Genomic DNA, 21,888 nt, shown 5'->3' on the forward strand with positions numbered 1-21,888 from the left:
CGGCCTAAATCCCAATTGTTTCGGTCAGGGGTCGCGCCCGATCAGAGCCACGCGGACGGATCATGGCGAGGTTGGTCCCGGATGATCGAACAGGCCCGGTTTTCGCCTGTTTGTCTGCCTTGAGCAATGCTGGATCGGGCGGGTTGGGGCGTATGCTCACGACGCCGCCCAGGGCCCTGTCGCTGCCCCGATTGAGGTCACGTAGGCCGAAATTGCAATGTATTCGAGAATGAGGGCAATTCTGTCAGCGCCCGGACATGCCATTTTAGGCTCAAACTAATTACAGGCATACGGTCATGCCCTTTCAGGGTGATCCGGCTTGGCGCGCCAAGGTCCTGCCAGCCGGCAGGGAGAGCGGTCACGGTCGGATCGATGAATGGGCTGCAAGGGAGCGTTGATTTTGGAGCTGGCAGGTTGAGCGGTCCGTCGCAAGTTCAGTCACTTTTCACAAAGGTCCATCGTTACGTTGGGCTGACGCTTGCGTTTTTCCTCATCATCATCGCCGGCACAGGCAGCATAATCGCGTTTTATGACGATTTGGAGCGCACCTTCAACGCGCGCATGCGCGTCGTCGTACCGCAGGAAAAGGGATGGACGTTGGATGACGCGCTGCGGGTCCGAGCGCAGCTTGAGGCGCAGGACCCGCGTTCGCACGTTTTCTCTCTGCAATTTCCGCAGAAGCCCGATGAAGCGCTGTTTTCCAGGGTCATGCCGGCCATCGATCCGGTTTCCGGGCGGCCTTTCGAGATCGACTACGATGAAGTCTTCGCCAATCCCTATACCGGCGAACGGCTTGGCCAGCGGGTGATTGGTGCGGCTACGCTGCGGCCGGAAGGCCTGCCTTCGTTCCTCTATTACCTCCACTACGCGCTGATCTTCCCGCTCGGGCTGGGTATTCTGCTGATCGGCTCACTGGGTCTGGTCTGGGCCTTCGAAGTCCTGACCGGCATCTATCTGACACTTCCGCCCAAGCCCAAGAAAAGCAAGGCGGGCAACCCTCCGCGGCCTTTCCTCAAGCGTTGGTCGACATCGTGGAAGGTCAGCAAGGGGAACAATTCGAACCGCTTTATTCTCGATCTGCACCGGGCTTCGGGACTTTGGCTGTGGGCGCTGTTGCTGATTTTCGCGGTGTCCGGTTTTGCAATGAATCTTGGCGGCTATTACGCGGCCATTGTCAGCAAGTTTGCGGATTACGAACACTTCCAGGAGGCTCCGCCGCGCCCGCCCTTGAAGGAACCGCTGCTCAACCCACCGGTAGACTGGTTTCAGGCTGCGGAACTCGGGCAGCGTTATTTCGCGGAGCAGGCCCGGGTCGAGGGCTTTACGCTCGGCAAGCCGGCCGCCCTCGAATACCGCCGCGATCTCGGCCTCTATTTCTTCCTGATGCACACGTCGCGCGATCTGCTCGACGGGCAGGGCAACCCGACTGAGACGAATTCGCCCGCCACTGCCGCGACCATTGCAATCGACGCGCGCGATGGCCGGTTCGTCGGGCTGCAACTGCCCCGGGGCCAGCGTTCCGGGAATACCGTTACGAGCTGGCTGATGGCGCTGCACGTGACCGCGATCGGCGGACGTCCGGTACAGATTGCGGTCTCCCTTTTCGGCCTGCTTGTGGTGGGCATTTCCGTAACTGGCGTTCTTCTGTGGTGGCGTCGGCGCAAGGCGCGCCGTCCCAAGCCTCGGCGAGCGGCAAACGTTCCAAATCCGAAGGGCGAACCGGCCAAGGGCGGTGCGACCCGGTGATATTGGTAAATTAGGCAAGACAATCAATGAAGACGGGGAATACAAAATGAGGAAATCTACGCGATACCTTTTCAGGCTCTCCTGCATGCCAATATCCGGAGTGGTCCTGCTTGCGTTGAACGCCGCGCCGGCAATGGCGCAGACCAGCGCCGACAGCACGGCCGTGGGCAATGAGATCCTGGTTACCGCCCAGAAGAGGGAAGAGCGTCTCAAGGACGTCCCGGTGCCGGTCACGGCCGTCGGGGGCGAGGACATGCTGGCGCAGAACCAGACCAAGGCGCAGGAATTCTTCGCCAGCGTACCGGGCGTGAACCTGCAGTTCCAGAACAACCGCGCGCAGCTGGCGATCCGCGGCATCACGACCAGCCCGGTGACGGGAAACCCGGTTGTGGGCTTCACAGTTGATGACGTGCCTTACGGTTCGTCCACCGGGCAGGGCGGTCTGTTCGGCGCGGCGCCTGACCTCGACCCGTCCGAACTTGCACGCGTGGAGGTTCTGCGCGGACCGCAGGGCACGCTCTACGGCGCCAGCAGCATGGGCGGCCTGGTCAAGTATGTTACGGTCGATCCCGACCTTGACGGCCTTAGCGGTTCGGTCGGCGCGGGTGCGCACATGATCCACAAGGGTGGCCAGTCGCTCGGATACAACCTGCGTGGCGCGATCAACGTACCACTGGGCGACACCTTTGCCGTGCGCGCCAGCGCCTACACGCGCAAGGAGCCCGGCTACATCGACAATGTTCGCACCGGCAAGAAGGATGTGAACTCGTCGCGGGTGACCGGCGGACGGCTGGCTGCGCTTTGGCAGGCTTCGGATACCTTCTCGATCAAGCTCAACGCCCTTTACCAGGTGCGCGACATCTATGGTTCTTCGAATGTCGATTCGACGACGGGTTCGTTTTACAAGCAGACCGATCAGATCGGGGCCGGCCGCAGTCAGTCCGACGTCCAGCTGTACAGCGCCCAGATCAATGCCGATCTGGGGGGTGTGGACCTGACGTCGATCACCGCCTATTCGCGCGCCACCAATTACGACTTCATCGATTTCACGGCATCGCCGCTGACGGCCTTCCTGTTCCCGGCGATCTTCCCCCCCGAAATCACGGAATTCGGCAACGTGTTCCGGCAGGTCTACAACGTGGGCAAGTTCTCGCATGAAACGCGTCTGTCCGGCACGGTAGGCAGCAATATCGACTGGATTGTCGGCGGCTTCTACACGCGGGAATCCGGCAAGTACGATGTCGATGCCTTTGCCACCAATCCTGACGATGGCAGCATCTACGGCAATCCGGTGGTCTGGCGCGACAAGATCAAGTATCGGGAATACGCGGGCTTCGCCAATCTGACGGCCAGACTGTCCGATCAGTTCGATATCCAGTTCGGCGGACGCTACAGCAAGAACAACCAGCGCATGCTCCACCGCGAATGGTTCCAGGGTCTGCCTTATCCCGCAGAGCCGTTTGCCGGCGTTACCAGGCCGAAGGCCAGCGGCAGTGCTTTCACTTACCAGATCACGCCCCGGTTCAAGCCGACGCCCGATCACATGATCTATGCCCGCCTCGCCACGGGTTACCGCCCGGGAGGCCCCAACGCTGCCTGCAGTGAAGATCCGGTCGAGCCGGTGCCCTGCCAGTTCCGTCCGGACAAGACCACGAACTACGAGCTGGGCGCGAAGGGCGATCTGCTGGGCCGGATGCTGTCCTACGATTTCTCGGTGTTCAACATCGACTGGAAAGACATCCAGATCACGCAGGTGTCCTCGCTCGGCACGTTCACCTATAACAGCAATGCAGGCAAGGCGCGCAGCCGTGGCTTCGAGATCGCGTTCGAATCCCGGCCGGTCGATGGGCTGACCCTGAAGGCGTGGTGGGCCTATGTCGACGCCAACCTGCGCGAGGAGTTCGCCTCCGGTACGGTCTACGCCGTAAGGGGTGATCGTCTGCCGTACTCGAGCAAGAACTCGGGCCGGTTCTCGTTCGACTACGATACCGCGGTATCCGACAGGACCAAGGTCTCCTTCGGCGGGTCCGCGACCTATGTCGGGGAACGCAAGGGCGAATTCGTGCCCTTCGAAGATGCGGCGCCGTTCCGCGCGTCCTACCCCGGCTATGTCCAGTTTGACATCAATGCCGGAGTTGAGTTCGATAACTGGAACCTTCGCGTCTTCGTCCAGAACCTGACCAACAAGAATGGCGTGATCGGCGGCGGTTTCTATAACCAGAGCACTTTCAACGCAGACTGGTTCAACTACGTTCAGCCGCGCACGATCGGTCTGAACATCGAACACTCGTTCTGATCGGACGAACCGACCGGCGCACCTGGCGCCGGTCGGTTCAGGTCATGCGAAAAGGGCCGCAGCGGGGTGATCCGCTGCGGCCCTTTCTCGTTTTGTGGACCGGTTTTGAATTACCGGGGGTTGGGGGAAAGTTCCCGATCCTGCTCGGTCCGTCCGTCGAGCACCTTCGAGCCGACAATCCGGCCCGATGTGACGAGTGTCAGGCGCACGGTCGACAGCCCCCGGTTCTGCCAGTGCCAGCCGTGAATTCCCGAGAAGGCCGCGACGTAACGGCCATGCTGTTGATTGCCCTTGGCGATCGCGTAGCTTTCGGTGAGGGCTTCGCCTCCTTCGAACGGATGGGCATGCATGTCGTAGTTGAGCGGACCATCGGCGCTCCACGAAAAGACAATCGGGGCATCCTTGTCGAGAACGTATTTGAGCTCGATCTCCTGATAGGGTTGCAGCTCGTACGTCCAATGGTCGCTTTGACCCGGCTCCGGTGCGAGGGCCGTGTCGCTTGGAGTCAGAACGCCCTTGCGCTTCAGCCCGCGTTCAAGCGTTTCGCCTGCCTGCGGATTGGCGATCTCGGTCAGACCGCTTGCCTCGCCAAGCCCGGTGGGGTCGATGCCGAACTCGGCAGGGAAGACGAAAACCACTGCAATGGCTGTCACTGTCGCAACAGCAGCAGCGCCGAGCAAAACGATCTTGCCGCGGCTTGGCGTGCCGGTCGGTTGTTCATCGGTCATGATATGAAATACTCCCGTGTCTGGTCGAGCATGATCGCTGCCCCGCCTGCCACCAGGACCCAGTTTGCAACTCGCGCACCGGACTTGAAGCCCGGGCGGCTGCGCCAGAGGTTGAGCAGGGAGACGACGAAGAACAGGACGAGGATCTGGCCCAGTTCCACGCCCAGATTGAAGCTCAACAGATTGATCACCAGCCCATGGTTGGAAATCGAAAGGTCGAGCAGTTTTGTGGCAAGGCCCAGGCCGTGGCAGAGCCCGAAGACGAGAACCGCCAGACGGGTATCGAACGTCCAGCCCAGTTTGCGCAGGAGGCCGAGGTTTTCGGTCCCCTTGTAGATGATTGACAGGCCGATGATCGCGTCCACGATATGGCTGTTCGCGCCGGTATGGAACAGCACGCCGAGAAGCAGGGTCAGCGAATGTCCGATCGTGAACATCGAAACGTAGAGGACCACGTCGCGCAGTCGATAGAGGAACATGACCACGCCGATCAGGAACAGGATGTGATCGTACCCGGTGACCATGTGTTTCGCGCCCAGGTACAGAAACGGCACGACCGCCGGACCCTGGGTTGCCGTGACGAAGGCGCGGTCGCCTTGCGCCACGGCGTGCGCCATGGCCAGATCAGGCCAGACCAGTAGGCAGGCAAGCGCCGCGACCAACCATGCGATGCGCGGCATCAGGGTTGCGTACCTGTGCTCTCATCGGTCGGGATGCCCGGGGCCACGCTCACGGGGTTGGGCATATATACTTCGTGGCAGGCACTGCAGACGTTGTAGAGCGTGCCGCCGACCTCGAGCACCTTGTCGGGGTCATGCGATTGGGCTGCGGCTTCGGCCTGACCTGCCACGTCGACAAGACCCTTGGCATAGTCTTTCCAGTCCGCACCGCGGCCTGCAGCATATTCAGGCTCCTGCAGTGTTGCCCCATACTTTTTCAGGGCGCGGGCACCCTCGAGGACTTCTTGCCATTCCGCCGCGGTTTGCGGCACGATCTCGCGCGAGCCATTCTCGTCGCTGATGAACTGCACGGCGTTCCAGAAGGTTTCCGCGGCAGGCTGGACATGCAGGAGCATCTCCGCCTTGATGTCGGCGGCCTTTGGTTCTTCCTGTGCCGAGCATCCGCTGCATAACAAGATCGTTGCGGCACTGATTGCGAGTATTCTTCCCATTGTTGCCCCTCGTTGCAGATCGCTGGCCGCGATGCGGCACTTCTGTCGAAGTTCTGTCAGCCATGCGCGTGCAACGGAAATGATTTGCGGTAACTTTTAGGTTACACGCCCGTCACGATCGGAAGGACAGACGGGGCCGGGCATTGCAAGTTCGCCGCCTGAGCCGGTTTCAGGCAGGTTTTGGCCCTGCGCGCTGCCGGCAGGTGGATTGCGGAGCTGTTGCGCGATGCGCCCCACGGTCCGGCGATCCGTACCCGTATCGAACCGTTTCACCACGTTCAACGGGCCCATCAGGTGGCGTCGGTGGGAACTGTCTGGCGAGGATATGCCCGGGAAGGGGGAGTCAATTCCTGCTATGCGCCGCACGTCGCGGTTTCGAGCACCATACTGAGACTGCCTGCAAGAATGGGTCGGTCGGTACGAACGCAATCAGGCCGGATCTACACGACATCGCCATCTTCAACTTCGGGCTTCAGGCTTCAGGCTTCAGGCCTGCGCAGGAACCGGCCCGGGGAAACGCCGGTCCAGTCCTTGAAGGCGCGGGAGAAGACTGCGGTGTCGGAATAGCCCAACTGCTCGGCGGCCACCGCCAGCGAGATTCCCGGCTTGGACAGGATTGTCCGGGCCCTTTCCTTGCGGGCTTCTTGAAGGAGTTCCCGGAACGATGTGCCTTCCTCGGTCAGGCGCCGACGCAGCGAGCGTTCCGAGAGCTTGAGTTCCGCCGCGACCGTGACGCAGCCGACATGTGTCCGTCCGAGCCAGCGCGCGATGACGTCTTTCGTCAGGGACACGATACTCTCGTTCGGTGCTGCTTCCGGCCCCATCAGATCGAGCAGGTGCCATTCGAGGATGTTTCGCAGCTTGAGGTCTTCCGAGGGAACCGCACTGACGAAAGGCTGGTCAAGGTCATCGTTCCGGATCACCAGGCCGTTGGCCAGTTGATTGCCCACGACAGGTGCCCGGAAAAATTGCTCCAGACGGTTCTCGCGGTTCTTGATCGCATGTTCGAAATGCACACCGGCAGGGGCCCATTTCGGGGTCGTGAGTTGCCTCGCCAGATTGACGAAGCTCGAAATGGCGAACTCGGCATCCTGAGCCCGCGGCCAGACGTTTTCATCCTCGATGCGATACCAATAGGTCGTGGTCTCGTGATCGCGCTGGCAGTCGAACAGCGTCCGGGTTTGCATGCGCGACTGGAACAGCCCGAGATAGTTCATTGCACCCCGCAGCGTTCCCGAAGCGCGCAGCAGTGCGTAGAACGGTCCCATGTCCGCCAGACCGAAATTCATTCCCACTTCAAGCCCCAGATAAGGGCGCTGGAACTTGTGCGCCGCCTGTTCCATAAAGGCGACATAGCGATGGAGCGGTATGAAATCGTAAGGTGTTTCAAGCTGCGACCGAAACAATCCATGTTCGCGTAGCAGTGGATCGATCCGCTTGCCCACATCGGACAGCACGTCGAGCAGGGCCTTCAGAAAAAGCAGCCGGATCGTTCCCAGATTGCCTTTCGATTGGCCTTCGGAGGGCGGGAGAGAATTGGCTTCCAGCATGATAGAGATGGATACTGGCCGATTATGCAAATGGTCAATCCCTAGCTGCAATTTACAGTAATCATGGGAGGGCCGAAACCGCGCAATAAGCTGTCAGGTGTCGGTCTTGGCTGCGAATAATGGGAAAAGCGGCAAATAAAAGGTGTGCATGTGTCCGATTTGAGCTCCGATGCCCAAGTGGCTCCAGAAGCTGTTCACGCCGTGAGGATGTCCGAAAATGACAAGGCTGGTAGCGATCTCCTGAGTGCACTGCCCCGGGTGGATTTTCTCTATCTTTCAGAACCCGACATGATCCGCGCGGGCGTCACGAACATGGCCCAGTGCGTTGATGCCATGGAGGAGATGTTCCACCTTCTGCATATCGGCGACTATCGCATGGCAGGCGGGAACAACAATTCGCACGGCGCGATCGTGGTCTTCCCCGAAAATTCGCCATTCCCCGACATGCCCAAGCCGACCACCGATCGTCGCTTCATGGCGATGCCGGCCTATCTTGGAGGGTCGTTCTGCACCGCAGGCATGAAATGGTACGGATCGAACATCGAGAACCGCGACAAGGGGCTGCCGCGTTCGATCCTGACTTTCATGCTCAATGATGCCGACACCGGGGCGCCGCTGGCGCTGATGTCGGCCAACCTTCTTTCGGCCTATCGGACAGGGGCAGTGCCCGGTGTCGGAGCGCGGCATCTTGCCCGGCGGGATTCGCGCGTGGTGGGCATCGTTGGCCCGGGTGTCATGGCGCGCACTTCGCTCGCTGCGTTCATGGAGACCTGCCCGCTGATCGATACATTGAAGATCAAGGGACGAGGGAAGGCCAATCTCGACGCTTTCACGGGATGGGTTGCGGAAACCTACCCGCAGATCACCACGATCAAGGTTGTGGAAACCGAAGAGGAAGTCGTCCGCGGTTCCGATATCGCCACCTTCTGTGCCTCGGTTGCGACCGGCGATCCGTCGAAATATCCGACAGTGCGCCGTGAATGGGTGAGCCCCGGCACATTCCTGTCGATGCCTGCGCCCTGCAACATCGACGAGGGCATGCAGGGCCCGGAAATCAGGAAAGTCCTGGACTTCACAGGCCTGTACGAAGCCTATCTCGAGGAGCTTCCGGCGCCGCGCCATGTTCACGTGCCTTCTGTCGGCGTTCGCTTCTTCGACCTCGTCGAAGAGGGCAGCCTGCCACGCGAGGCGCTCGAGGACCTTGGCGCGATCGTGTCTGGCGACGCGCCCGGCCGCCAGAACGACGAGGAGATCTTCATTCTCTCGGTAGGCGGCCTGGCGGTCGAGGACGTGGCCTGGGGCACCGTGATCTATCGCAATGCCGTCGCCAACGGGATCGGCGTCAAACTCAACCTGTGGGACGCGCCGGCACTGAAATAGTCGGATTGCCAACGCTTCATCAATTCTAACCAGGAGTCTCCATGCCTGAAGTCATCAAGGTCAAGACCGGAAACAAGTTCGAGGATCTCGGTTCCTATTCGCGGCTGGTCGCCGTGGACAACATGATCTGGGTGTCCAACACTGCCGGACGCAATCCGCGAACGAAACTGATCCCGGAAGATCTGACCGAACAGACCAATCAGGTGCTCGACAACATTTCCGGTGCGCTGGCCGCGGTCGATGCGGTGCTGGAAGATGTCGTTTCGGCGCGGGTGTTCGTCCAGTTCCCCGAGGATATCGACACGATCATGGCGGCATACGGCAAGCGCATGGGCGGCATCAATCCGACCCTGACCATGACCTGCCCTCCGCTGGGCGCCGCCCAGTACAAGGTGGAAATCGACGTGGTTGCCGTTCGCGGCGTTTCCAAGGCCGACGTCAAGGAACTGCTCGTCTCCCTGTGACAGTCAGCCCCGCGCGTCGCGGGGCTGATCCAAACTTTCAAGGCCCTTGTTTCATGGCTCCTCAGATCGTTCCGGTCCAAACATCACCCGCCCTGCCGAAGCAAACCACCGTTGTGGTGATCGGTGGCGGCATCGTCGGGCTTTCCACCGCACTTTGCCTGGCCGAGCGCGGCGTACCCGTGGTGGTGATCGAGAAAGGTCGGATCGCCGGCGAACAATCGTCCCGCAACCTTGGCTGGGTGCGCAAGGTGATGCGCCCGGTGCCCGATCTGCCGATGGCTCAGGCGGCAGAACGGCTGTGGGCGCAGATGCCGCAGCGCGTGGGGGATGATTGCGGCTTTCGCCAGGCCGGGATCGCCTATGTCTCGCGCACGCCGGAAGAACTTGCAGTCCATGAAAGCTGGCTGACGTCGGTGCGCGGATCGGGGGTCGATTCCCGAATGCTGACACCGGGTCAGGTCGCGGAGCTTTTTCCCGGGAGTACCGGGACGTGGGCCGGGGGGATCCTCACCCCGTCCGATGGACGTGCTGAGCCGACCATGGCCTCGAGCGCCATTGCCAAGGCCGCAATGGCCAAGGGCGCCATCATCGTCGAAAATTGCGCGGTGCGCAAACTGGAGACCACCGGCGGGGCGGTCAGCGGCGTGGTCACCGAACAGGGGGAAATCCGCTGCTCGCAGGTGGTGTTGGCCGGTGGCGTATGGTCGCGCAGGTTCCTTGGGAACCATGGCGTAAGGCTGCTGACTTTGCCGTTGGTCGCCGCGGTTTTGCGGACCGAACCGATGGACGGGCCGACCGACTGCGCCGTGGGCGGCACGGATTTCTCGTTCCGCAAGCGGCTTGATGGCGGCTACACCATCACCCAGCGAGGTGCCTTGTTCGCCCCGCTGACCCTCGACCACTTTCTGATCGGGCTGAAATATCTGCCCACACTGATGGCCCAGTGGCGCAACTTGCGTGTCTCGTTCGGACGCGAGTTCTTCGACGATCTGGCGTTGTCGCGGCGCTGGAAGGCAGATGCCCTATCGCCCTTCGAAAAGATCCGGACCATGGACCCGGATGTCAGGCATTCGCTTAACGAGGAAGCGATGCGCAATCTGATCGCGGCCTGGCCGGTCTTTGCAAAGGCGAAGATCGCACAGGAATGGGGCGGAATGATCGACGTTACGCCGGATTCCATGCCTGTGATCGGCCCGGTCGCGCGCTTGCCGAACCTTACCCTGGCAACGGGTTTTTCCGGCCATGGTTTCGGGACCGCGCCGGCGGCCGGTGAAATTGTCGCCGATCTGGTGTCCGGAAAGACGCCGGCGCTCGATCCCACTCCCTACCGCCCGGATCGCTTCTGAGCCTTTTCAGCTCTGGCTGCGTCGGGCGGTAGCGACGGTTCCGGCTTATCCGAATTCGTAGTTGCCTTCGAGCCGCATGCAGACGGCTTTGGGCTCGGTAAATGCGTGGACAGCCTCGCTGCCGAACTCGCGCCCAAGGCCCGAGAGCTTGCCTCCCCCGAATGGCATGGCGAGATCCAGAACGTTGTGGGTATTGAGCCACACCGTCCCGGCATCGATCCGTTCGGCCAGCAGATGCGCATGGTCGAGGTTTCGCGTCCAGACGCTGGCGGCAAGGCCGAACGGGGTGTCGTTCGCCATCGGCACGATCTGTGAACGGTCGGTGATGCGCGTTGCGCAGACCACCGGGCCGAAGATCTCCTCGCGCATTACGACCATGTCGGGATCGACATTTGCAAGCAGCGTCGGGCGATAGAACCAGCCTGCCGTCTCTTCGACGCGTCCGCCGGCCACCACTTCGGCACCTTCTTGCACGCCTGCAGCGACGATTTGGCTCACGCGATCGCGCTGGCGTGGCGAAATCAGGGGGCCGATCTGCGTTGCCGGATCGAAGGGGGACCCCAGTCGCAGGGCTTCGGCGATGCCCGCCACTCCGTCCATGACCCGATCATAGACCGCATCCTCGACCAGCAGGCGCGAACCGGCCGTGCAGATCTGGCCCGAGTTGGAGAAGATTGCCGCGGCCGCGCCGGGAATGGCGCGATCCAGATCCGCATCGGCGAGGATGATCGTGGGCGATTTCCCGCCAAGTTCCAGGGTCACCCGCTTCATGGTCGCAGCCGAGGCCGCCAGGATGCGTTGGCCGGTCGCCGTCGATCCGGTGAAGGCAATCTTGCGCACGCGCGGATGATCGACAAGGGCCGCGCCCGCCTCGGCGCCGTAGCCGGTGACGATGTTGACGGCGCCGGCAGGGAAGCCGGCTTCGACGATCAGTTCGCCCAGCCGCAACGTGGTGAGCGAGCTTTCCTCCGACGGCTTGAGCACTACGGTGCACCCGAAGGCGATCGCAGGCGCAATCTTCTGGATCGCCTGTCCGATCGGGAAGTTCCACGGCGTGATGCCGCCGACCACGCCGATGGGGCGGCGCTGCGTATAGGCGCGATAGACGGCGTCCTCAGGCACCAGCGGGTTGTGGGTCACATACTCGCCGTTGATCTTGGACGCCCACCCGGCGAAATAGCGCAATCCGTCGATGGTGAACTGCAGATCGATCGCATTGGTCACGGCAAGCAGCTTGCCGCTGTCGAGCGATTCCAGCGCCGCCAGTTCCTCGCGATGGCGTTCGACCAGCAGCGCGAGGTTCTCCAGCAACCGACCGCGGTCCAGCGGGCGCATCGCCTGCCATGCGCGGCTTTCGAAGCAGGCGTGCGCGGCATTCACCGCCCGGTCGACATCCTCGGCAGAGCAGGCCGCGAATGACATGATCGTCGCGCCGGTTGCCGGATCTATCGCATCGATCGTCCGTTCGGCACCGCGCGGCTGGACCAACTCGCCGTTCAGGAGGATACGCCCTGATGGGAGCCTGATTTCGGGGCGTTCGAAATGGGCAGTGTTCTGAGAGGACATTGTCGTTTCCATAGGGTTAGGCAGCGAGGCAGCGGTTCGTTGCAGGCTGCAGGATTTGAAGGGCGGACTTTTCGCCGTCGAGGTTGAGGGCGATGCGGGGGCCGAATGCTCCGGCACTGCGAACATGCGTAACCGATCGCTGGCCGCAGATGGCGAACAGCACCATCACGACACAGGCGAACGATTGGATCTCGGGTGGATATGCACCAGGAACGTAGGCCGACATCAGGGGGATAATTCCGGCCACGACGCTCATCGCCGCAGCGTAGGTCAGGATCGCGAGAACTGTCGTCAAGGCACGGGTGGTCCTGCGACAAGGCGCTCCGAAATTGGCCGCGTTGGCCGCGAGTGCTCCTGTTTTCTGCGTCATTCCGCCCCCGTGGCACGGCTGGTTATTCTATCGCGCAATGAATGACGATCCACCCGAAAGGCGGTATTGCGCAGGTGCCATCTTAGTTTGCATGTTCGGCCACGCCCTGCCGGGACAGGTGTCCGTCCCGTATCGAGTGCCGATTTTTTCGATACAATCTCGGCGTGCTGTCTCGCTTGCCAGTGGGGCAGCCTATCCGTTGAGCTCGATCAGGTTTGCCAGCATCCGGTTTAGCACGTCGCGGCACACCTGGCGTTCCGCCTCCGCTATACCCTCGCTCAATGTCGTGAAGTATTCATCCATTGTCGGCCAGTTCTCGAAAAGCTGATCGCGGCCCTTGTCGGTGAGGATGACTTCTCGGCGGCGTTGGTCATGTTGCGGAACTCGACGTTCGACCAGGCCCTGGATAACCATGGCGTCGACTGCACGACTGATAGAGGATTGCTCCGTGAAGGTGCGGGCGGAAATCTCGTTGATTGTCAGTCCGTCCTCGATCTGCAGGATCGACATCGTCCGCAGGGTTACCAGATTGAGGTTGTTCTTCTGCAGCATGCGCCTCTGCGTGGCCTGGCCGAGCATGGCCAGCCGATTGACGAGGTAGGGCAGGGAGCGTTCCAGCTCTTCATAGGTGCAAGGAGGGGTGGATTTGCTCATGCAGGGTCTCCAGTGCCTGCCCGGACGGGAGCTTGCCATGCCAGTTGCGGATCGTCCTCTCGCTGGCCCGTCCGGTCATGGCCGATGGAGCCCGGGGCACGCGCGAACTGGTTATCGGGAAGTCCCCATGTGCACAGATGCACAGCGTCGCCCTGTCCGGGGAACTGTGCGACGAAGGCATTGCGCCCGTCATTGCAGCTGTGGATCTGTCTGGTCGGCGCCATGATCTCCCCTTCGCCAAAGCCGGTAATACGCAGCCGCGCCTTTGCTGCGTAATGCGGACTGTCCGGCGAGGGAGCAAGTGCATTTCAATCGATGAAGTTGATCGGCTCCAGCGCGCGCTCCCGGACGCATCGCTGCGGCGAATGGCCCGCGTGGCGGCCAGCGCGTCCATGGATTGGGAGATCGGTATGCCTCGAACGGCTCTGGTGGATGGGGTGGAACGGTCAGTCGGTTCGAATATCGAAGCGTTGCGCGTTCATGGCAAAGCCCGGCAGGTAGCGGCGCAGGATAGCTGCCTCGATCGTTGTCCGTTCACTGGCGTCGCGCGCCTTGCTCATTTCCGCGTCCACAAGTTCTTCGTCGCGCCCGAACTCCCGGATTCCGGCGAGATCGGGCCAAACCAGCCAGAAGGATTTGCCATCGGCGGAGATCCAGCCCGGCGCGATCTGCGGCGAATAGGCGCGTGCCTTCGGGTCACCACCCGGCGTCCAAGCGGTGTCTTCGTGGATCTGGCGCCACGGGCCCCAGGGATTGTCCGATACCCACAGGCCCAGATAGCTGGGCTTGCCGAATTCGGTTCCATCGGGTGCGCAACCGATCCCGGCGCTGGACATCATGTAGAGCCCCAGCGGTTCATTCCAGACCACGCTGGGCAGCCAGGATTCGACCACGAGATCGCCCGGGAACAGGTTGGTGTAGTTGACCCAGCCGCGCGGGAAGGTGTGTACTGGCCGGCGGTCGGTGATGTCGGCCGACCAGCGTGCCCTGCCGCTGCCCGCGCGGCCGGCGAAAAAGCGATAGGCGGAGCGATCGAGCAGCCGTTCCTTGGGGACGCGGAACAGCATCAACTGGTTCATCAATCCGTCGACGCTGCCGTTGAGGCCATAGACATAGACGTAGCCGTCGCGGTTTGCGCCATAGGCCCGGCCTTGCTGGAGGAAGGCGAGCAGGGAAAAGCAGCCGTCGGGTTCGTTGAAGAAAGGAAACCGCGTTCGCGATTGCTCGTTCCAGTCCTCCCAAACGACCGGGCGGGAACCGTCAAGGTTCTGCCACGTGGCCCCGCCATCGGAAGAATGGATCAACTTGGCGCCGGTCCAGCGCCGTGGCCGGTCTTCGGCCGCATCGAGCGTGGCGAGGAACTGATAGAGGTTCTGGCCAATCGCGATGACGCCATTGCCATAATAGTGCGGGGCGTTTTCGGGATGGGCCGCGCGATCGACGAAAGGATAACCGTCGAGTTGTGCGAAGCGCACTTCGCTCGGCGGCCCTTCTGCAGTCCACAACCGGGTGCTGAAGAAGGTGGCGGGGGGAGGGGCCCAGCCGGGGCCGTCGTTGACGACAACGATCTGCCGGCCATCCGCAGCCACGGTCATCTTGTAGCCATCGCCCTGACCGCCGAGGCGGGTTACCGTGCCGTCAACCGGCACAGCCCCGTTCACGGCCGCTGCGCCGCGTCGCGGGGCAGCGGCAGAAAGCGGGGAAACGAGAGGACCACCAATGCTGGTGGCGAGGCCCAGCGCCAGTGAATGGCGCAAGAAATCGCGTCTGGGGTTCATCGATGGTCTCCCGTGGTGGGCCGTCCCAATCAGGCGACGGCCCTTGTGGCATTTACTGGATTTCGTCGGCGGTTTTCATTTCGATCGTGCCGTCGTCGCCGACCTTGAACAGCGGATCTTCACGCTCGCAGAAGTATTCCTCGATCACGTATTCCGGATTGCGCTTGTATCCGTAAGTGAAAGTGTAAGGTTCCACGAGCCTCGGGTCTTTGATCGTGATGACGTCCTCGAGCAGATCCGGTCCGGTCAGGCGGATGCGCTCCGTGATCTCCATTTCCGAGCTGAACGGAATCTCGAAGAATACGGGGCGTTCCTTGATGCCCTTGGTGGTAATGACCAGGGTGTCCCCTTCCCAGTGGCCGGTCGAGAAGCCGTAGAAGTTGGGGTTGAGCTCATCGGCAGCGGGCATCGGACGATCGAGATAGATGCGGCGGGTCTGGGTCAGGAACTCTGCGAGCACCGTCACCTGGCCCGGCGTCTGGAGGATCTCCAGCGGGAAGATCGCGCCCATGATCGCCGGCATGCCTTCAGGCAGGCACTGGGTGCTGGCATCGACGCGCGGAGTGCCGGCCTTGAGCAGTTCCTCACGTTCTGTGCGCAGCTTCTTCCATTGGGATGCCCAGGGCTCTTTCAGTTTCGGACCGTCGCCCGGTACCGGTAGCTCCAGAAAAGACAGCTCGGATCCGGCGAAGGGATCGGGGTACATTTCCCAGACGCCCGAGATATCCGTCCCCTGGATCTTTACGTCGCGGACCGTTGCGGCCTGGCCTGTTTCGGCGCGGACCGTCTCTGCGTGGCTACTGACCGATGCCAGTGCGACCGTAAGAACAAGTGCGAGTTTCGATTTGAACATTTGATTTCCCCCTCCTGGCCGAACTCGGCCAGGCGTCATTTTTTCTCGAGTTCGGGACGATGGCTTACCAGCTGGAGAGGGTACGTCCGTCGGGAACCTTGATGCTGTTGAGCATCCCGCCCGGCTTGCCGTTGCGGAGCGGATAGTAGGTGATGTCCACCTTGTCGCCCGGCTTGATCGTGTTGAACTTCCAGCCACTCTTGCGCAGCATGTTCACGCTGCTGCATTCGAGGACATAGCGGGTGACCTTCGATCCCTCGGTGACGTTAACGACGACGAACGAGTGAGGATTGGTGAACCTGAATTCTGCAACAGTGACCTGAGCCTTGGCGAGCTTGGTCGTCTGGTCAAACATCGCGAACGAATGGTGAGCCAGAGCCGGAGTGGCGACAGCGGCGCCCAGCGCGCCGACGCCGGCTGCAATGACTGCGATCTTTCCGAATAACTTCATGAGACTTCTCCATCTGAGGCTGACCGGGGGGAAGATGCAGTTGGCAACGAGGGTTGGATGCCCCGAAATTTGCGGACCGACGTTGTCTTTCACGTCGCCCCGTTCATTGGGCCTGAACCTGAGTTGCACTGGCTTTGCTGCGCTTCACCTCTGTCGTCGCACCGTGGTTGCTTGTGGGTTCTACTTGGGGCCATCGCGTCGGCCGGCGAAGGCGATTACAGTTGTGAAACCGTTACATCTTAAATCCAAATCTATGTTATATAAGTGTTTTATTTGTAACCTTGCAAGTCACGATGGGTGTCGAAAATGGGCGCATAAACCGTGTCTGGCATCGAGTGGCATGGGTAGAACAAGATTATGTGTCGTTCAGAAACCGGAAGCTTACAGTGAACGAGCCGGTGATTGGGGGCCGGGCCGATGAAATATGCTACCTGCCATTCTATTGTCGGCGTGACGGCGGATCCTCCGCCTGCGATGAACTGTTGCTATTTGTGCATTGAATGGTGCAATATCGATTCATTGTTGCGCCACGTAAACTATGGACTGGAGCGGTGATCCTGTGAGTTCGGCCCGTTTGAATCAGGACGACGCCCGCTTGCTCGCTGCAGCCGACACGGTGCGCGGGGCTCTCGAAGGAAGCCGTTCTGACCGCCTGCTTCGTCTGTTCGACTATTTGCTGACGAAAACGATGGCTGGCGAAACCCCGTCGGAACAGACAATTGCCTCGGAAGCCTTCGCCGACGAAAATTTCCTGGACACCGGACAGGATGCCAACGTTCGGGTCTATGTGCATCGTTTGAGAAAGGCGCTCGACAGTGCCTTTGCGGAAATTTCCGGACCGAGGCTCTACATTCCCGTGGGGGAGTATCGCATCTGTCTGAGCGATGAGGGCGACGGCGAAGTTACCGGGCAACCTCAGCCGGAATCGGGGGTAACGGTACGCGGCGGGCCTCGCTACAGGCGCGTGGCGGCTATGGTCGCTGCGGCACTTGTCTGCGTGATCGCGGGATGGTGGTGGCTGAATCGGTCGACGCCGCCGCTGGCGCAGACCCAGGTATGGCAGGCCTTCGATCAGAGCGAGCGCCCCCTCGTCGTCGTGGTGGGCGATTACTACCTTTTCGCGCAACTCGACTCTCCGGGCGGGACACCGGATGCCGGGCCGCAGCTGGTGTGGGACAAGGAGGTCCCCACCCGTGAAGACCTGACGATTCTGCAGATGCTCGATCCCGCCCATGCGCACAGCATTGTCGATTACAACCAGCAGTTCGTAAGCGGTGGATCGATTCAGGCGCTTTCGGCAGTTCGCGCCGATATCAATCAGCTGCCTTCGCTCCGGAGGCGGTCGACCAGGCTCGTGGCGGCCTCGCAGCTGACCCCGGAAATGCTCAAGGCTTCAGACATCATTTATGTCGGGCAGTTCAATGGCATGCCGCCACTGCTCAAGGATCCCCTGGGGCAGGCATCCGGTTTTCGGATTGAATCGGGCTTCGAGGGCCTGACCGATGCGGCAAGCTCGAAGCGTTATCAGTCGGACGGAATGGTACTGACCGACGAACGGATCGCGCGCAGGGACTATGCCTATCTTGCGAGCGTACCTGGCCCGGCAGACAATCGCCTTCTGGTGATCGCGGGGGTAGGGGACGCCGGTCTCAAGGAAGCCGCGCAACTGGTCGGGAACCTCGACCAGCTGGAACGTCTGGTGGCCAATCCGGCCAAGTTGCGCAGCGGTTTCGAAGCGCTGTACCGGGTGCGGACGATCGAACACGTCAATGTGGGGGCCACTCCGGTGCTCGACAGGCCGCTGAAATCGGGCGAGATCTGGGACAGTTCCGGCAATGTCGCGCCCTATCGCCCCTTCGACACGAAAGCCGATTCCCCGGCGCCAGAATAAAGCCAATGTTGCAGGGGAATGCAGGCTGGCCGGGACCAGAAACAATCCGGCCGCTTTAGCAATTTCGATGAGCCCGCGTGAAAGGCAAATTTCGCTTATGAATATCGGTAACTCCATGCGCTTCGGTCTTCTTCTTTCCGCGCTTCTTTCCACTGCGGCTCATGCTGACCCGGTCGATGATCTGGTCGCGGCGGAGATGGAGCGCAGCAAGACGCCCGGCGTCGCCATCGCGGTTGTCGACGAAGGTCGTCTGGCGCGGGTGCAGTCCTTCGGACAGGCCGATATAGAGCATGGCGTGCCGGTTCATCCCGATACGATGTTCAAGATCGGCGCCACCGGCATGCAGTTGACCGCGGCAGCCGTCATGCTGTTGGTGGAAGACGGCAAGATCGAACTGGACGCGCCGGTGAAGCGCTACCTGTCGGGAGTGCCCGCCAAGTGGGCCAAGGTAACCGTGCGCCAGTTGCTCGATCACACTTCGGGCCTGCCAGCCACGCCGAATGGCGATTTTCGGGCAGAATATACCAATGCAGAGCTGCTCGACATCATCGGCTCGCAGGACATCAATTCTCCGGCCGGAGCCCGCTGGCGGTTCAGCTATGCCGGATACATCGTGCTTGGCTTCATGATCGAAGAAGTTACCGGCGAACACTGGACGAAGTTCATGGATCGCCGGATCTTCAAACCGCTCGGCATGCAATCGGCGCGGGGCATCGACGAAATGGCGATCATCCCCAACCGGTCGACGGGATACGAACTGCGCGAAAAGGGTTTGCGCAATGCGGAATGGATCTCCCAGACTGCGAATTCCACGGCCGACGGTTCGCTCTACCTCTCGGTACTCGATTATGCGGCGTGGGCGAATGCCGTTTCACAGCGACGCCTGCTGAGCGCGAAATCTTGGGACATTCTGGCGAAGAAGGCGAGCCTTGGCGACGGACAGAGCTGCGCATACGTGCCGGGATGGTCGACCGACCGGCAAGGCAAGCAGGTGACATGGAGCCAGGCAGGCAGCTGGCAGGGTTTCCAGACCTATACCCTGCGGTATCCGGGGCGGGATCTTACCGTTGTGGTCTATGCCAACGGCGAGAAGGCCGACGCCCGCTACCTCGCGCGGAGTATTGCGGGTTTGACCGATCCTGCGCTTGCAGGCGCGCCGGCCAGCCCGCGCAGCGATGCGGACGCAAATGTCACGGCCAAGGCCCGCGCACTGATCGAGGCGATTGTTGCCGGTCGCACGACGCAATCCGATTTCGTCGATTTCACCGAGCTCGATTATAACGAACTCACGGCGCTTTACGCCGGAATGCTGGGTGAGCTTGGGCCGCTTTCCGATTTTGCGCTGTTCGACCGACCGGCGCAATGCGGTGAAACCCTGTATCGCTACCGTGCGCGCTTCGCCAAGGGCGTCGTCGAGATACGCATGGGACTGGCCTCGAACGGTAAGGTCGCCACTCTCGACATCGTTCCGTTGAAGGATTGGAACGAGCCGCTTTAGGCTTTTCCCCCAGGACGCAGGTCCGCTCCGTTCCCTGTGGACGGGGCGGGTGAGCTGGAGATGGTCGGTGCATTCGATGTGCCGACCGGCTTTCGTGAATACGCGTGGATCTGTATTCGGTTTCGGCCGGCGTTACCCTGTAAATATCCTGCGCAGCGAGAGCTTGTTCGTCTTGCGCCTTTAGGGTTCAGACGATCGGCAAGAGGTATTGCGTCATCCGCTTGCGTATATCTTCAGGCCAGGGTTCGGATTTCCGAGTCTCAAGGTTCATGCAGACAAGAGTTCCCGTGGCCCGGAGCCGAACCAGACCCCTTGCGGTGAATACGGCGTCGTAGCAACAACTGCTGCGACCGATCCTGCCGGGCGTGAGCAGTATCGTCAGTTCCTCGCCAAGGGTGCTGGGTGCCTCCAACTCTGCAGATAGCTGTACGGTAGGAACCCCGATGCCGCGATCCAGGTGCATGGAATTGAAGCTTGCCCCGAGGCCCCGGGCGAACCAGTCCTCGACCGCAGCATTGAGCATTTCGAAATAGCGGGGATAGAAGACGATCCCGGTGTCATCGATATGGGCGGAACGGATTTGCCCGGTTGTCCTGAACGTCATAACCCGCGTTCCCTCAATCCAAAGACAGGTTCTGCGGTCGAGATCAGTTCAGGGCGTGAACTGAAACGAGGCGCTTTTGGGACGGGGCACCGCTGCTCCCGGTGACCTCGAACAGAGCCTCGAAGTTGCGCGCACCGCCGATCTTGCGTTTCAACGCAGAAATGACATGTGGTGTCTTCATGAGGTCGACAATGGCATTGGTTCCACTGTCGCCGATGCCGGCCAGCACGATCATGCGACGCCCGGAGGAACCGGTTCGGACGGCAAGATAGCCGTAGTCCTTTGCGGATGCCGAACCTTCGCCTCGATAGACCTGGCCCTGGAATTTCCTGCGCTTCGCGACATCGACCAGACCGTCGTAGCCTTCCGGACGGAAGCGGGACTGGGCAAAGACCCGCGATTCCAGAATTCCAAGCTGTGACAGCCGGCCTACGTAAATGATGTCATGGCTCTCGAGCAGATCGGCACTCAGTGCGGAGACGGGAACGAGTTGGCCGGTTTCGCCAGTGGCCCCGCCGGTCAGGCCAAGCCTGTCCTGAACTGTCCAGGCAGCTTCGACCGAACCGATGGGCGCAAAGTTCAGATCGAAATCGAACAGTTCGTAGAAGGACTCCGGATGGGCTTTCAGATACTCGCTGAAATCGTCGCGCGTCTGGACCTCGGGATTGAGGATCATCCGCCGGATACTGCGCTGGTCGGGAGTTTCGGCCAGCAAGCGGCTGTCGCCTACAGCGATCAGCGGCTTGGACAACTTGGCCGCGTCTCCGAGCAGGGCCTGGCGGCTGCCGCTCTTGCTTGCCGTCGAAATCGAAACCGTCGACCAGAGGCTCCAACCGATGAATGCCACGCAGGCGCAGGCGATGAGGACCAATCCGATGGAGAGGGCCGGGGGCAGCCCGATCAACCGTCTCAGCCATGCCGGCAGATCGGCGTCGCTGTCCGTAGCCTCGCCGTCTTGCAGAACGATCCGGTATACCCCCTTCGGAATGACGAGGCGCGGACCTTCTTTGCCGTGATAATAATCGTCGATTCGCTTGCGCAGGCGATGGACATAGACCCGCACGCCCGATCCTGCGGTGGAATCCAGCATGGCGTCGTTGCCGAAAAGGGCGATGGCAAGCTCGACTTCCTTGGGCGAGCGGTGGTCGCGAGAACGCTCAACCAGGAGATCGAACAGAGCGAGCTGATTGGATGACCGCCCCTTCGCCAGAACTTCGCGAAATCGTGCGGTTTCAATTTCGTAGGCCGTTTGAGTCTCGTCAGCAGCTTCTGGCTTCATTGATCTGTTGGCCTCGATCCCCAATAGTGCCCCACTACCTGCGGGAGAACCCTTGTAACGTCCCGCAGCCGGTCATGCTGTTACCCCCGTATGGCATAACCGCAACGCCTATGTTGCACTGACGCACAGCCTGAGGCCATCGCGTGTGGAGAGTTTAGGCGCAGATCGACATATTTCAATCTTGAAATATGTCGGCGGGGCAGTTGCTTTCGGCGCGAGGCAAGCCGGGATTCCGCGTCGCAACCTGAAGCCGGGTGGCAAAC

General features: G+C 61.1%; 20 protein-coding genes. 7 read left to right on the forward strand and 13 right to left on the reverse strand.

The features are described from left to right. The first annotated feature begins 372 nt into the window (after positions 1-372). Both B5483_RS00255 and B5483_RS00260 read left to right on the forward strand, forming a co-directional pair. Positions 373-1,746: a PepSY-associated TM helix domain-containing protein gene (locus B5483_RS00255; RefSeq protein ID WP_079729145.1), complete on the forward strand. Its 1,374-nt coding sequence runs from the start codon at positions 373-375 to the stop codon at positions 1,744-1,746. 85 nt (positions 1,747-1,831) lie between these two features. Beyond that, positions 1,832-4,042: a TonB-dependent receptor gene (locus tag B5483_RS00260; protein ID WP_176167920.1), complete on the forward strand. Its 2,211-nt coding sequence runs from the start codon at positions 1,832-1,834 to the stop codon at positions 4,040-4,042. 110 nt (positions 4,043-4,152) lie between these two features. On the opposite strand, the gene B5483_RS00265 is transcribed toward B5483_RS00260, so the two are convergent. From B5483_RS00265 to B5483_RS00280, 4 genes are all read right to left on the reverse strand, one after another. After that, on the reverse strand, positions 4,153-4,770 hold the full coding sequence (locus B5483_RS00265; RefSeq protein WP_217698181.1) for a hypothetical protein: 618 nt from the start codon (positions 4,768-4,770) through the stop codon (positions 4,153-4,155). Continuing rightward, positions 4,767-5,450, reverse strand: a complete 684-nt coding sequence (locus tag B5483_RS00270) for a HupE/UreJ family protein (protein ID WP_079729147.1) — start codon at positions 5,448-5,450, stop codon at positions 4,767-4,769. The genes B5483_RS00265 and B5483_RS00270 overlap by 4 nt, the downstream gene beginning before the upstream one ends. Then, positions 5,450-5,845, reverse strand: a complete 396-nt coding sequence (locus B5483_RS00275) for a cytochrome c (RefSeq protein ID WP_139383874.1) — start codon at positions 5,843-5,845, stop codon at positions 5,450-5,452. Before B5483_RS00275 ends, B5483_RS00270 begins: the two co-directional genes overlap by 1 nt. 575 nt (positions 5,846-6,420) lie before the next feature. Further along, on the reverse strand, positions 6,421-7,491 hold the full coding sequence (locus B5483_RS00280) for an AraC family transcriptional regulator (protein WP_054945267.1): 1,071 nt from the start codon (positions 7,489-7,491) through the stop codon (positions 6,421-6,423). A 207-nt stretch (positions 7,492-7,698) separates the two neighbouring features. Here B5483_RS00280 and B5483_RS00285 point away from each other — a divergent pair, with 207 nt between their 5' ends. From B5483_RS00285 to B5483_RS00295, 3 genes are read left to right on the forward strand one after another with little or no spacing between them, the layout of a single operon-like run. Continuing rightward, positions 7,699-8,871: an ornithine cyclodeaminase family protein gene (locus tag B5483_RS00285; RefSeq protein WP_217698182.1), complete on the forward strand. Its 1,173-nt coding sequence runs from the start codon at positions 7,699-7,701 to the stop codon at positions 8,869-8,871. A gap of 41 nt (positions 8,872-8,912) precedes the next feature. Continuing rightward, positions 8,913-9,335: a Rid family hydrolase gene (locus tag B5483_RS00290; RefSeq protein ID WP_079729149.1), complete on the forward strand. Its 423-nt coding sequence runs from the start codon at positions 8,913-8,915 to the stop codon at positions 9,333-9,335. Positions 9,336-9,388: 53 nt separating this feature from the next. Next, positions 9,389-10,681, forward strand: a complete 1,293-nt coding sequence (locus B5483_RS00295; protein ID WP_079729150.1) for an NAD(P)/FAD-dependent oxidoreductase — start codon at positions 9,389-9,391, stop codon at positions 10,679-10,681. Positions 10,682-10,726: 45 nt separating this feature from the next. On the opposite strand, the gene B5483_RS00300 is transcribed toward B5483_RS00295, so the two are convergent. The 7 genes from B5483_RS00300 to B5483_RS00325 all read right to left on the reverse strand — a co-directional run bounded on the left by B5483_RS00300 (position 10,727) and on the right by B5483_RS00325 (position 16,353). Continuing rightward, positions 10,727-12,247: an aldehyde dehydrogenase family protein gene (locus B5483_RS00300; protein WP_079729817.1), complete on the reverse strand. Its 1,521-nt coding sequence runs from the start codon at positions 12,245-12,247 to the stop codon at positions 10,727-10,729. 16 nt (positions 12,248-12,263) lie between these two features. After that, positions 12,264-12,542, reverse strand: coding sequence for a hypothetical protein (locus B5483_RS00305; RefSeq protein WP_054945264.1), 279 nt, complete (start codon positions 12,540-12,542; stop codon positions 12,264-12,266). 267 nt (positions 12,543-12,809) lie between these two features. Further along, a complete protein-coding gene (locus B5483_RS00310) occupies positions 12,810-13,271 on the reverse strand; it encodes a MarR family winged helix-turn-helix transcriptional regulator (protein ID WP_176167921.1) in 462 nt (153 codons plus the stop codon). After that, on the reverse strand, positions 13,268-13,495 hold the full coding sequence (locus tag B5483_RS23060; RefSeq protein WP_176167922.1) for a hypothetical protein: 228 nt from the start codon (positions 13,493-13,495) through the stop codon (positions 13,268-13,270). Before B5483_RS23060 ends, B5483_RS00310 begins: the two co-directional genes overlap by 4 nt. Before the next feature lie 222 nt (positions 13,496-13,717). Then, a complete protein-coding gene (locus B5483_RS00315) occupies positions 13,718-15,049 on the reverse strand; it encodes a DUF4185 domain-containing protein (protein ID WP_217698184.1) in 1,332 nt (443 codons plus the stop codon). Between the two features lie 52 nt (positions 15,050-15,101). Further along, on the reverse strand, positions 15,102-15,902 hold the full coding sequence (locus B5483_RS00320; protein ID WP_176167923.1) for a hypothetical protein: 801 nt from the start codon (positions 15,900-15,902) through the stop codon (positions 15,102-15,104). Positions 15,903-15,966: 64 nt separating this feature from the next. After that, positions 15,967-16,353, reverse strand: coding sequence for a DUF6152 family protein (locus B5483_RS00325; protein ID WP_054945262.1), 387 nt, complete (start codon positions 16,351-16,353; stop codon positions 15,967-15,969). Between the two features lie 595 nt (positions 16,354-16,948). Between B5483_RS00325 and B5483_RS00330 the strand changes: the two genes are divergently transcribed. Continuing rightward, positions 16,949-18,244: a hypothetical protein gene (locus B5483_RS00330; RefSeq protein ID WP_139383875.1), complete on the forward strand. Its 1,296-nt coding sequence runs from the start codon at positions 16,949-16,951 to the stop codon at positions 18,242-18,244. Between the two features lie 97 nt (positions 18,245-18,341). After that, a complete protein-coding gene (locus B5483_RS00335; RefSeq protein WP_079729154.1) occupies positions 18,342-19,742 on the forward strand; it encodes a serine hydrolase domain-containing protein in 1,401 nt (466 codons plus the stop codon). A gap of 187 nt (positions 19,743-19,929) precedes the next feature. Here B5483_RS00335 and B5483_RS00340 read toward each other — a convergent pair whose 3' ends face one another. Both B5483_RS00340 and B5483_RS00345 read right to left on the reverse strand, forming a co-directional pair. Then, the gene (locus B5483_RS00340; RefSeq protein WP_079729155.1) at positions 19,930-20,346 is read right to left on the reverse strand and encodes an acyl-CoA thioesterase; all 417 of its coding nucleotides are present in this window, start codon (positions 20,344-20,346) and stop codon (positions 19,930-19,932) included. A gap of 43 nt (positions 20,347-20,389) precedes the next feature. Beyond that, entirely contained in the window at positions 20,390-21,625 is a 1,236-nt protein-coding gene (locus B5483_RS00345) for a hypothetical protein (RefSeq protein ID WP_079729156.1), read from the reverse strand. Positions 21,626-21,888 lie beyond the last annotated feature (263 nt).

The sequence above is a fragment of the Novosphingobium mathurense genome (assembly GCF_900168325.1).
GTDB classification, from domain to species: domain Bacteria; phylum Pseudomonadota; class Alphaproteobacteria; order Sphingomonadales; family Sphingomonadaceae; genus Novosphingobium; species Novosphingobium mathurense.